We start from the raw sequence: 12702 nt of genomic DNA, 5'->3' as shown, positions 1-12702 counted from the left end.
TCTACCTTTCTGCTTTCAGTTCTATTACCGTGTCGCGTAGCTCTGCAGCTCTTTCGAAGTCCAAAGCTTTCGCTGCCTCTTTCATTTCTTTTTCCAATTTGATTAGCAATAAGCCTTTCTCGTCTTTCGAAAGTCTCTTGCCGTTCGTTACCTTCTGCAAATAAGATTCCGTTTCTTCAGCTACTTGAGTCGCACGGATCAATTCGCGAATTGGTTTGACGATAGTTGTCGGTGTGACTCCGTGTTCTATATTATATGCCTTTTGAATTTCACGACGACGCTCTGTTTCATCAATGGCTTTCTTCATTGAATCTGTCATTTTATCCGCGTACATAATAACGCGTCCTTCAGAGTTACGCGCAGCTCGACCGATCGTCTGAATCAATGCACGTTCCGAACGCAAGAATCCTTCTTTGTCTGCATCCAAAATCGTGACCAATGAAACTTCCGGAATATCTATACCTTCACGTAATAAGTTGATGCCGATGAGTACATCGTACGTTCCGACACGCAGTTCACGAATAATTTCTGTCCGTTCAAGCGTCTTGACGTCAGAATGTAGATATTGAACTTTAATCCCGATGTCCTTTAGGTAATCCGTCAAGTCTTCTGACATTTTTTTGGTCAGTGTCGTAATCAATACTCGTTCATTTCGCTCGATTCGAAGGTTGATTTCATCCAGTAAATCATCAATCTGTCCTTCAATCGGTCGGACTTCAATGATAGGATCAAGTAATCCTGTTGGACGAATAATCTGTTCAATCATTTTATCTGTATGCTCTATTTCATATGGTCCTGGGGTTGCAGAAATATACATCGCTTGTTTAACATGTTTTTCAAATTCCTCAAACATTAATGGGCGGTTATCCAAAGCAGATGGTAAACGGAAACCGTGTTCCACCAAAACTTTTTTACGCGCTTGGTCTCCGTTGTACATACCGCGGATTTGCGGCAAGGAGACGTGGCTTTCATCTACGACGATCAAGAAGTCGTCAGGGAAATAATCCAGAAGTGTATAAGGGGTTGCGCCTGCTTCACGCAATGTTAAATGTCTAGAATAGTTTTCAATACCCGAACAGAAGCCCATCTCGCGCATCATTTCCAAATCATAGCGCGTCCGTTGCTCTAGGCGTTGCGCTTCCAATAACTTATCGTTATCACGTAAATATTTAAGCTGTTCTTCCAACTCGATTTCAATATTTTCAATCGCTTTTAATAACTTCTCTTCGCGCGTGACGAAGTGAGATCCTGGGAAAATAGCGACATGATCACGATCGCCGATGACTTCACCTGTTAAGGCATCCACTTCACGGATCCTTTCGATTTCATCACCAAAGAATTCAAGACGTATACAACGCTCATCGCGTGCTACCGGGAAGACCTCGACTACATCCCCTCTGACACGGAATGTACCACGTGTGAAATTGATATCATTGCGTTCGTACTGGATGTCCACTAGTGTGCGCAACAATTGATTACGCGGTATTTCCATCCCTTTACGTAATGAAAAGACCATGTCATTATATTCTTCCGGGGAACCGAGACCGTAAATACACGATACGGATGCAACAATAAGTACGTCATTTCGTTCGAATAAAGCACTAGTCGCTGAGTGACGAAGTTTATCGATTTCATCATTGATTGATGAATCCTTCTCAATGAATGTATCTGTCTGCGGAACATATGCTTCCGGTTGATAAAAGTCATAGAAGCTGACAAAGTATTCTACTGCATTATCTGGGAAAAACTCTTTGAACTCGCTATATAATTGGCCAGCCAACGTTTTATTGTGGGCAATGACCAGTGTAGGTTTATTAATTTCTGTCAGTACATTGGAAACCGTAAATGTTTTACCTGTTCCTGTTGCACCGAGCAATGTTTGATGTTTCTTACCTTCTTTTATGCCATTAACAAGGCTAGCGATCGCTTTTGGCTGATCTCCTTGCGGCGTATATGGTGCCTGCAATTGAAATGTTTCGTTCAAATGGTTCCACTCCTCTTCTTAAACACCTGTCCTTCTATTTTACCACACCTCGTGTTTTTTCTAAAGAAATAACGAACGTACGTTTTAAGCTAACTCTCTATGTACTTTATTGTACCCTTGTACTTTGTGAAAGAAACTTACAGCTATGACATTCTCTACAATAAAAAAACACTGCCAGGATTTCGCCCTAGCAGTGCCTATGAATACATTATTTTGTTTTAAGTTCATATCCTTGTTCTTGTGAAATATCGAGTAATTGTTGTGTATACAGGTCGAATGCGTCTTTGTCATTTTGATCTAGCGCTTCATCAATCAAGGTCATGATTCGCGCTTGCGTTTGTTCCCAATGAATGTGTTGTAGAAACAGATCCCAATAGATTTCATTCAGCAGCTTTTCCGCTTGGAGAGAAGTACTGTTGTTACCTACCGCTTTCAAAAATTCAGCATATGAGTTGTTATTATTCATCTCTCTCACCCCTGATACCTTTTAGTAATTATATATGCAGTAGAATATGAATTGCAACCTTTAATCTAACTATTCGAACTTTTGAATTACTTTCGTATAAATAGTAGAATATTGACTAGGTACATATATTCAGATAATTCTGTTACAAAATGAATAATTACTTGAAAACTATTTCTTACTAACACCATTTCCTTTTACGCCTATCATCATATCTCTCTCACTTGTTCTTTCGTTAATCGAATCGTCGCTTCTCCGACAATCAATGCAACCACCGCAATCAAGACGGGTGTAACGCTTAAGCCATATAACGGCAAGGCCGCCAATAATAGAATAATCGCTTGTAGCCAAATCAATTTTCTTACTAACGAACGAACCGCTTTGATTTGCGATTTTTCCTGCATTTCAGGAAACAGCTGATCCATCGTGAATTCGACTCCGCCTTCGAGTGCCAAAATCAACTGAACGGCAGTCGCAAAGGCTAACGCTCCTACAAATATGAATGACACAATTGGCAATGGTATTAAAAACGCGCCCAATGCAGATAATGCCGTCAATCTTACCCACAACCAAAATGTATCATCTGTACGAATGAATGTCCGGACAATTAAATAATTCTGCACATCTCTACGTTTAAACGTAGAACGTTTCATTGCAAATTTCAACCAGCTACGCTTACTTACTGATCCAACCAAATGTGGTACTTCCGTAAAATAATTCGCGAATCGATAAAACCGCATCATACGATTTTGTTCCAATTCAATAAACTGCTCATAGGGGAACGGATAGTGTGCTGCTTTTTTATCCCAATACTTCGCATAGAGCATGGCGATCAAAATTCCAATGAAGATTGCCACTGGACTCCAACTCAATGCCAATAGAATCGTTAAAAATGTTAGAACTAGTCGAACAACACGATCGGGCCATACGAAATCATGATTGGCGATCCGAACGCTATATTCAGTCGCTACAAACAGTCCTTTAAAAGCGATGATCACTAACATGATTAACATATAATCCGTTCCAGTTCCCACTTCTGTCGCCTTTAATAAAGGCAACGCGACGACCATGGCGATTAGCGGCAATGGCAGTTGGGAAAATGTCGACCAAGTTTTCGAACGTTTCATATAGTTCGGCAATTGATTTTCCAATGGCAAGAAAAATACAATGTCTGCCGGCTTAAGCAAAGTAGTCGGCGCCGCCTTCATTAATAATAGTGCAATGACAACGGATATGATAAAGGCAGACGGGAATGTAACCGGTACTCCCTTCAACCATTCACTGTACGCATAGCCCCCTGCCCCAATTGCGAACATGAAGACGATGGCCAAATGTCCTGTGAATACATAGCGCATATATTTCTGTAATTCATTGACATAATGGAAGAACCGCTGTCCCCAAATCTCATGCATGTTGTTCATGATCGGTTTCCTCAGTCATAGCAATATATAAATCATCCAGTGTGGCATCCGGTCGTCCGAACGCCTTGCGCAAGTCGTCCATCGTACCATTCGCACGCACCCGTCCTTCGTGCAACAGGATAATACGATCACAATATTTTTCAGCCGTAGCGAGCACATGTGTCGACATCAAAATAGAAGCGCCGGCATTTTTTCTCTCGATGATTTGATCAAGCAATGCACGAATCGCCAACGGATCCAATCCAACAAATGGCTCATCGATAATATATAATTTCGGTTCTACAAGGAAAGCACACATGATCATGACTTTCTGTCGCATACCTTTGGAGAAGTGCGCTGGAAACCATTTCAAGCGCTTTTCCATACGGAACTCTTTTAACAATTGTTCGGTACGGATTTCAAATTGCTGCTTGTCCAGACCGTATGCCATTGCAGTCAGTTCCAAATGTTCTTGTAATGTAAGTTCTTCGTATAACACGGGCGTCTCTGGAATATAACTGAATGATTGGCGGTAATGTTCTTTGTCACTAAATGTAGCACCATCAATTTTAATTATTCCTTCGAGCGGGTTCATAACACCTATAATATGTTTAATTGTTGTACTTTTACCTGCGCCATTTAGGCCGATCAACCCGACCAATTCACCTTCTTCTATCTGAAATGAAAGATCATGTAAAACCGGCTTGCGCGTATAACCACCTGTTACATGTTCTAGTTCTAGGATTGCCATTGTATTTCCCCCTATCTTCTTTTATTATTTTAGCAAAGAAATTCTAAAATTGCTTTATCCGCCTTCGTTAACTATCTGAAAATATGCTACAATACATCCAAACATGAAAGGAAGTGTAGAAATGACTTCATGTATTTTCTGCAAGATTGTAGAAGGAACGATTCCAGGAGAAAAAGTATACGAAGATGAACATGTCATCGCCTTTATGGATATTATGCCGGTTACAAAAGGCCACGTACTTCTAATTCCGAAAACTCACCGTGAGAATTTGTATGAATTAACTGAAGATGAAGCAGGAAATCTATTTAAAGTAGCACCAAAAATTGCCAATGCTTTAAAAGAAGAATTTCAGCCATGCGGCATGAACCTTTTGCAAAACAACGGTTCCTTCGCAGGACAGTCGGTTTATCATTTCCATATGCACTTAATTCCTCGTTATGATAAATCAGATGGTCTAAACGTAGAATTCCATACAAAAGTGGAGCAGTTCCCTATGGACGTTGTCTCTGAACTAGCATCAAGCATTTCAAAACGCCTGCAACAATAACACACCGAGTAAGTAGAAAAGAAGTACATTGTATTTCTTTCTACTTCATTTGATAAAAACCTGCACTCGCTTCTACCTTTTAGGTCGAAATGCTTTTGATTGTATAATATTTCATTAATTTTCTTGCTCATATACGTAGTAACATGCTTTAATAAAATAATAACTATACAAAAGGAGTGTCGTCTACATGAAAGCGTCCACATTCTTTATTGGTCTGGCAGCTGGTGCTGTAACCTCTGCTGTAACGGTTCTATATTCTACTCCAAAAGCGGGTAGCGAACTACGAGACAGCGTCAAAACTGCATCATTGGAACTGAAGGATAAGTTGAAAGATGTCAAAGGTCAAGTAGCAGATTTAAAAGATTCTGTAACGGATTTATCTAAAGAAGCAAAAGAGCTTGTACCAGAGACTGTCGAAGAAATGAAAGTTTCCGTAGCAGACTGGAAGCGCTCGACTGAGCACAATAAGAAGCGATTAGAGAAAGAAATTTCTGCCATTCAAAATGCATTGGATGATCTAGAGAAATCCATCGGAACTCGTTAATCTATTTCTCTTTCGGCGTCCATCCAGTACTTGCTGGTCAGCGTGTGCATACCCACATGATACAAGCTATTAAACAGCTGTATTACATGGGTATATACACCTAGGTATAATTATTTTATTATTCCGTCTTTTTTATTTGTTGCTTTTTTGGTATAATAAATAAAAAGACTGACAGAAAGCAGGTGTCTCGATGGCAGAGCAAATCATTTCACGTAAAGATGCCATGATCTTCAATCAGCGCGTAGCCCAAATGTCCAAAGCATTATGGAAAGCTGTAGAGAAAGATTGGCAACAATGGATTAAACCGTATGACCTCAATATCAACGAACATCATATCTTATGGATCGCTTACCACCTTGAAGGCGCCACCATTTCAGATATCGCCAAGTTCGGAGTTATGCACGTCTCAACTGCCTTCAACTTCTCCAAGAAACTGGAACAACGTCAACTTCTATACTTTTCCAAAAAGGAAGACGATCGTCGCAATACATATGTGACGGTTTCAGAAGAAGGCAAAAAGTTGCTCGTAGAGATGAACGCAAATTATCATAATGAAGATTACAGTGTTCTTCAAGGGTCACTTCCTATTCGCGATATTTACGGGAAGTTCCCAGAATTTCTCGAGGTCATGTCTGTCTTACGTAATATTTATGGCGATGACTTTATGGATATTTTCGAACGCGGTTTTCAAAACATCGAGAAAACCTATGTCGACTCGAATGATTACCTAACAAAATCTCGAGTGGAGTCTTAACTAAAATCTCGAGTGGAGTCTTAACTACCTTCTCCATACAAGGTTTAGGTTTTTCCTTTTGCTCACAAATTCTGCTATGATGGTACAGAAGCAGAAAGAGGAGGTCTAAAATGGTTATAGCGATTACCATTCTATTTTCATTGTTCTACTTATATCAAATTAATAAAATGACATTTGCTCTTTGCCAATCTAGAGAGATTCCAGAAGAAAAGCAGCCTAAGATATATCGGACTGTAAACATTCTAATCACAATCCTCATTTTATCCTTATATGTAGAAGTATTCTTTAGCGCATAACACTATGTATTGCCCACCCCCATTGCTGGGGGCGGGCTTTTTTTTAGCACAAGTATGCAGCACCTACAATGATCAACAAAATGAATAACACAACAATTAAAGCAAAGCCTGATGATCCAGAACCGCCTTGAGTGTAACCGCTCATGGTGACACCCCCTTTCACATTGTATCCTATGCGAATGTCGAAAAAAACGGTTGGGCATATCAGATCTATCCGTTCAATTGAGTGGTACAAAACACAAATTATCGCAAAGAATAGACCGCTAATTCGCATAGGAATTAGCGGTCTTTAAATGGAAAGATGAAATAACAACCTTCTATTAGTAGCACCTTCACTTCTATAATTCACGATATATAGGAATTGAAATTCATTCAAATAATGATTGTTATGCAATGAACTCGTTGTATCCATAATTCCCCCTGTTGAATAAATCAAGATTTCCCTCAAAATGTTTTATTGCCATCCACCTTTACCTATTCTTAAAATCGAGTTGATTCGTGTGTTATTTAATTTGGTATCTCGTATTTTGTACTATTCAATCGAATGGGTTACATTTCAGACGAAGGGAACCTTTTTGATTTCCATCCGTTCTATGCTATAGTGTTTACTTAAAGAATATACAGAATCAATACTTAGATTAGGGGAGTTAATTACATGAAAAAGAAAATGTTAGCATTTACACTTGCAGCTTCGGTTGCCGCTTTATCCGCATGTTCTGGTGGCGGCGATGAAAAAGTCATGACATCAAAAGCAGGAGACGTTACGAAAGATGAATTCTATCAAGAAATGAAAGCATCTGTCGGTGAACAAGCTCTACAAATGATCATCTTGGAAAAAGTTTTGGATGATAAATATGATGTAGACGATAAGCAAGTAGACGCAGAATTTGATAAAAACAAAGAACAACTCGGTGAAAACTTCGATGCATTCTTGGCTCAACAAGGTCAGACGCCTGAAAGCTTCAAGAAAATGATCCGTTTAAATAAACTACAAGAAGCTGCATTGACTGATGGTGTGGAAGTTTCTGATGAAGATTTAGAGAAGCGCCTTGAAGAATCTCAAACTGAGATCAATGCTCGTCATATCTTAGTTGAAGATGAAGCAACAGCAAAAGAAGTAAAAGAGAAGTTGGATAAAGGAGAAGACTTTGCAAAAGTAGCAAAAGAATTCTCTACTGATCCAGGTTCTAAAGACGAAGGCGGCGATCTTGATTGGTTCGCATACGGTGTCATGGTTCCTGAATTCTGGAACGCTGCATATGACCTAGAGCCAGGCAAAATCAGTGAGCCGGTTCAATCAGAAAACGGCTTCCACGTTATTGAAGTAAAAGAAAAGCGTAAAACTGATGATGAAAAAGTGACTGACGAAAAGAAAGATGAAATTCGCCAAGAACTATTGATGGAAAAAGCTGACGAGAACGAACTATTGGCTAAAGTTTCGAAGTTAGTGAAAGATGCTGACGTGAAGATTAAGGACGAAGATTTGAAATCCGCTCTTGACCTGTTCAAGATGGATGAGAAACCAGCTGAAGACGCTCCTGCTGTCGAAGAAGAAGCACCTGCAGAAGACGCTCCAGCTGATGACGCTGAAGTAGAAGTTGAAGAAGAAAAGTAATTGGTACATGAAAAAGGTCTGTCTCGGAAATTCCGATGACAGACCTTTTTTGTTGTTTTACAAACCCTTTTCTCTTCTTGTGTTTTGCAGAGGTAGTGGTTTGACTAGCAATGTAAATGGGGTGATCATTGGCCCCACTTCGACGGTGGCGGATGGCTTCCGCAATGAGCCAGGCAGGAAGAGCGCCTGGCTGTCTCATTGCTACGCCTACCACGTGCAGCCGCCTACGTTAGATTATGTGTAGGGCAGTTCTGATTCTTCTTTTGCAAGAATAAGGAACGAATACTACCAGGTCACTGGTTTTATCTTCTATAAACCGCAACCTGACTTGGTAAGTACTTAGTAGCGCAGGCACAACTGCGGGGTAGGCCGTGGCCATGAGACAACTGGCAGCTCCACCGCCAGCTGGCTCATGGCTGTAGGCAATCCCCCACGTGCCTGTGCGGGTCCGAAAAGCAGAACCTTTACTTATTTCCATGCACAAGTCATCCTCGAGCAACGACCCAATAAGTAGATCAACGTTGCCTTCTACTACCCTGACTCGTTATTTACCTACATCACTCAAAAGTTGGCTTATAGAACGAACGGTTATCCAGTGGGAATACGCGCTCAGAGAACTCGCCTGGCGTAGTTTTCGACATGACGCGGTTCAGCATATTCATCTTCGCATCGATATTATCAATATAATGAAGAATCTCCGCCTCCTTCAACATCGGACGCTTCGGACTGCCCCACTCCTCTTTACCATGGTGAGACAACACCATATGCTGAAGCAACATCACTTCCTCGCCCTCAATCTCCAACTCTTCTGCAGCCTTGGAAATTTCATTGACCATGATCGTAATATGCCCTAGCAAATTCCCTTCGATCGTATACTGCGTACCGACCGGGCCTGACAACTCGATAACTTTACCGATATCATGCAAAATAATTCCTGCATACAGTAAATCTTTGTTCAATGTTGGATACAATTCCGCAATTGCCTTACCGAGTTTCAACATCGAAACAACGTGGTCTAATAAGCCTGAAACGTAGTCATGATGATTTCTCGTAGCCGCTGGATATAATACGAAATCTTGCTGATGTTTCTTCAATAAATGACGTGTCACGCGCTGGATTTGTGGATTCTGCATTTCAAAGAAATACTGCATTAATTCGTCTAACAATACTTCCTTGCTCTTTTCGGCAGAAGGTACTAAATCCGCAATTGTTACCCCTTCATCTTCTTTCGCAGGACGAATTGCTTTCAAACGAAGTTGATTTTTTCCACGGTACTCATGAATTTCTCCGCCTACTTTTACGATGGTTGCTCCCTGATACATCTGAGCTTGTTCTTCACCCGCATCCCAAAGTTTCGCTTCAAGGTCACCACTTTTATCTTGCAGAATCAACGTCATGAACGGACTCCCTTGCTGTGTGACACCTTTTGTTGCCTGCTTAATCAATAAATACATGTCGATTGTTTCGCCGACTTGATAGTCAAGTAGTTTTTTCATCAGTGGATCTCCCCTTTAACTTTTCGTCCAATCTCAATTGTATGAGGTTCACTTGGCCATTTCGACTTCATTTCTTGATGGCAAGTAAAGTACAGAAATTGATGAGATGGTTGTAACTCCGTAAGTATTTCTATCATACGCGAAAGTCGCTCATTATCAAAGTGAACAAATGGGTCATCCATAATAATTGGAAACGGTGCGCGCTCTGATAATTCATACGCTAACGCCAAGCGCAACGAAAGGTAGGCTTGCTCTTTTGTCGCTTGACTAAGCTCATTGATCATGAAAGATTGCCCTTCTGTTGTGACTGCCTCGAAATAGCCTTCCACAGTTAAGCCAAGCGTCGCATATCGATTCCCAGTTAATTTGCTAAACCATTCATTCGCCTGAAGAAGAACGGCCGGTAATTGATGTTCTTTCCACTCGCTCATCGTTTGCCGAATTGCCTCACGGACGGCTTTTCGGATTACCCATTGTTCTGTCATATCTTCTAGCTCAGCTTTTCGCACTTCAAATAATTGCTGAAGTTCGCTATACGTTCGGCTTGCAACCATTTGCGAGATTTCATGTCCAACTTTCACTTGCTCATCTACAAGCTCCACTACTTCTTTGCGAATCATTTCCAGGCGGTTTGTCGTTTCACTGCGCTGTCGCTCAAGTTCAGGTAAGGTCCACTCTTTAACTACCGGTTCCTTGGTATATAAGGACAGTTGTGCTTCTACTTCTTTTAGCTGTCGTTTTAATAATTGTGCATCTTGATCTTGCTGATATGCTGTGTAAAATTGTTCTTTTTCTGATACCCCAACAACCTCGAACAATTGTTGAATTTCTGCTGTTACCGTCTCCAACAATTCCTGTGTTTCAACTAATTGCTCTTTAATTTCACGTAGCGTTTGTTCTTTACTTAGATGCTTTTCTTGTAGGCTGTTCTGACGCTGTAGTTCTTGACGAAGTCTCTCATACAAACCTTCTTCAGCCACTGGCCCGAGTACTTCTTCCACTTCTTGAATTAATGACCGTATTAGCTGTGTCGTAGTTTGTAGACGTTGTTGCCATGTTCTCTGATCTATCTCCACGTCTTGATACTCGCGCAACAAACGAAAGCTTTCTTGGATATTGAATGTTGGATCGAATGGCTCATCTCGTAACAGATCTTGCAACTTCTTCACCGCTTGTTGTTTTAACTGATAAAGTTGTTCCATTTCCTCTGCGTATTTCTGCAATTTACGATCCATTCTTTCAATCTCTGTTGATATTTGTTGCTGATCACGTTGTTGCATGTCATGACGTGCAGCTAGCTTTTCCAGTTCGATCGCCAGCTCTTCATGGTCTCGAATGAACGTTTGCTGGTCTGATACAGAATCAGGTTTTTGTGTAAATAACCAAAATCCGACCGCCATGACTACTAGACCAAGCCCCACGAACAACCACTGCTGCTGCATGACACTATATGCCCCGATCACTAGTCCAATGAGCAAAATAATGATCGGAACCATTCCATTCGAAGCCTGCTGACCCCCTGCAGATACAATGAATTTAGCTTCTGCAAGTTTACGCTGCAATTCCGGCCAGGTTGCCAGTTTCTCTCGTTCAGAATCAGTCAATCTCAAACGTTCAGTCCGTTCTTTTTGTCGCTCCGCTTCTTGACGTTCACTTTCCGCCTCCGCCAATAAGCGCTGCAATGCTTTTAATTGCTGATCCATTTCTTTCTGTTCTTCAAGAACGGGTTCGAGTTGGCGTTCACGTTGAATGGAAACATCCATTGTCCCTATAGATGCTAGTTGTTCATCCGTTAATCCTAAACGATTGATGAACTGGTGCCGTTTCTTTTCAAGTACTTGTATTTCCTGTTCAGCAGTAAGCCGCTCCGATCGTAATCGATGCCATTCTGCTTCTTGTGCTACCCAGCGTTCCAGTTTTTGTTGTTCACTTTTGGGGCGCAAGTCGATCAATTCCGATTGCCACTCCGCTTGTTCTTTCTCTAAACGTGATTTCTTTAACTTCAATTCTGATTGCTTACTTGCAAGTTCTTCGTAACGACGAATACCTGCTGCTGGAAAATCATCAGGTAGATGGGAGATTTGTTCAAGTAATTGGTTGCGCTGTTGCTGCAACGGAACAACTTGCATCGCGATTCGCTGTTCTTCAGATTGCTTGTAAAGGCGCTGCTCTTCTGAACGTAATGCCGCCACTTGTTCGTCAAGTTCTTGCTTGCGAATAGTCAACGGTTCATACGTGGAAAGCTTTTGTTGTTCTTTCAACATCGCTTGTTCCAGTTCACGTATTTCGGCCAGTTTTTTATTCATGGGTGGTATTTTGCCCGATTTTTTGAAGAGGCCACCCATTTCCTTCTCCATCTTCTTTTCCACTTTCCATAACGTATCGAGACCTGTCGTCCCAGACGCAAGTAATGTCCGACTCAAATCATTTTCATCCATTTTCTCAAGATCTTGTAGTTGGAATAAGGAGAAAGAGAAGATCGATTCAAATGCTTGCCGATCATAACCTCTTAACAACCTCTTCAATTCCTCTTCTTCTGCAATACGTCCATCATCAAAACGGATAGAGACGTCACCCGAAGACTTTCCACGCACTCGTTCGATCATCCAATTACCATACTCTTGATCATCTATATAGAGACAGCCACCGTATTTCCCACCTGTTTTCGGTTCATAGCGTAGCTCTTGTTGATTCTTTTGAGGAAATCCAAATAAAATATGAAGGATGGCTTGCTGAATAGTCGTTTTCCCCGCTTCATTCGGTCCATATAACAGGTTCATGCCGGGTCGCAAATCCATTTCCAAATTTTCATGCTGACCGAATCCGTACAGAAGTATTTTTCGGATTTTCAT

General features: G+C 41.1%; 13 protein-coding genes. 5 read left to right on the top strand and 8 right to left on the bottom strand.

The genetic code is table 11. From position 1 onward, the window contains the following. Position 1: 1 nt before the first annotated feature. The 4 genes from uvrB to CSV76_RS10725 form a co-directional block, all read right to left on the bottom strand. Positions 2-1984, bottom strand: coding sequence for an excinuclease ABC subunit UvrB (uvrB, locus tag CSV76_RS10740; RefSeq protein WP_085426978.1), 1983 nt, complete (start codon positions 1982-1984; stop codon positions 2-4). A gap of 208 nt (positions 1985-2192) precedes the next feature. Continuing rightward, on the bottom strand, positions 2193-2450 hold the full coding sequence (locus CSV76_RS10735) for an IDEAL domain-containing protein (protein WP_085426979.1): 258 nt from the start codon (positions 2448-2450) through the stop codon (positions 2193-2195). 206 nt (positions 2451-2656) lie between these two features. Next, positions 2657-3868 carry an ABC transporter permease gene (locus tag CSV76_RS10730; protein ID WP_099625570.1) on the bottom strand — a complete coding sequence of 404 codons (1212 nt, stop codon included), beginning with the start codon at positions 3866-3868 and terminating at the stop codon, positions 2657-2659. Beyond that, a complete protein-coding gene (locus tag CSV76_RS10725; RefSeq protein ID WP_085426981.1) occupies positions 3852-4598 on the bottom strand; it encodes an ABC transporter ATP-binding protein in 747 nt (248 codons plus the stop codon). The genes CSV76_RS10730 and CSV76_RS10725 overlap by 17 nt, the downstream gene beginning before the upstream one ends. Positions 4599-4719: 121 nt before the next feature. Between CSV76_RS10725 and CSV76_RS10720 the strand changes: the two genes are divergently transcribed. The 4 genes from CSV76_RS10720 to CSV76_RS10705 all read left to right on the top strand — a co-directional run bounded on the left by CSV76_RS10720 (position 4720) and on the right by CSV76_RS10705 (position 6739). After that, a complete protein-coding gene (locus CSV76_RS10720; protein WP_099625569.1) occupies positions 4720-5145 on the top strand; it encodes an HIT family protein in 426 nt (141 codons plus the stop codon). Between the two features lie 187 nt (positions 5146-5332). Further along, positions 5333-5689, top strand: coding sequence for a YtxH domain-containing protein (locus CSV76_RS10715; RefSeq protein ID WP_085426983.1), 357 nt, complete (start codon positions 5333-5335; stop codon positions 5687-5689). A gap of 190 nt (positions 5690-5879) precedes the next feature. Further along, positions 5880-6443, top strand: coding sequence for an HTH-type transcriptional regulator Hpr (locus CSV76_RS10710; protein ID WP_099625568.1), 564 nt, complete (start codon positions 5880-5882; stop codon positions 6441-6443). A gap of 110 nt (positions 6444-6553) precedes the next feature. Next, complete coding sequence (locus tag CSV76_RS10705) at positions 6554-6739, top strand: hypothetical protein (protein WP_029054118.1); 186 nt, start codon at positions 6554-6556, stop codon at positions 6737-6739. A gap of 43 nt (positions 6740-6782) precedes the next feature. On the opposite strand, the gene CSV76_RS10700 is transcribed toward CSV76_RS10705, so the two are convergent. Continuing rightward, positions 6783-6884 (bottom strand): YjcZ family sporulation protein, encoded by a 102-nt coding sequence (locus CSV76_RS10700; RefSeq protein ID WP_099625567.1) that lies wholly within the window; start codon positions 6882-6884, stop codon positions 6783-6785. Positions 6885-7028: 144 nt separating this feature from the next. Next, positions 7029-7175: a hypothetical protein gene (locus CSV76_RS17325; protein WP_158232791.1), complete on the bottom strand. Its 147-nt coding sequence runs from the start codon at positions 7173-7175 to the stop codon at positions 7029-7031. 219 nt (positions 7176-7394) lie between these two features. On the opposite strand from CSV76_RS17325, the gene CSV76_RS10695 reads away from it, so the two are divergent. After that, the gene (locus CSV76_RS10695) at positions 7395-8354 is read left to right on the top strand and encodes a peptidylprolyl isomerase (protein WP_099625566.1); all 960 of its coding nucleotides are present in this window, start codon (positions 7395-7397) and stop codon (positions 8352-8354) included. Positions 8355-8911: 557 nt separating this feature from the next. Here the strand turns inward: CSV76_RS10695 and yhaM are convergent. Further along, positions 8912-9850 carry a 3'-5' exoribonuclease YhaM gene (gene yhaM / locus CSV76_RS10685; RefSeq protein ID WP_085426988.1) on the bottom strand — a complete coding sequence of 313 codons (939 nt, stop codon included), beginning with the start codon at positions 9848-9850 and terminating at the stop codon, positions 8912-8914. Then, the gene (locus CSV76_RS10680; RefSeq protein WP_158232790.1) at positions 9850-12702 is read right to left on the bottom strand and encodes an ATP-binding protein; all 2853 of its coding nucleotides are present in this window, start codon (positions 12700-12702) and stop codon (positions 9850-9852) included. The genes yhaM and CSV76_RS10680 overlap by 1 nt, the downstream gene beginning before the upstream one ends.

The sequence above is a fragment of the Sporosarcina sp. P17b genome, from assembly GCF_002743115.1.
In the GTDB taxonomy this organism is placed as follows: Bacteria; Bacillota; Bacilli; order Bacillales_A; family Planococcaceae; genus Sporosarcina; species Sporosarcina ureae_C.
The sequence above is the reverse complement of the archived record's forward strand: the minus strand, read 5'-3'. Positions and strand labels throughout refer to the sequence as shown.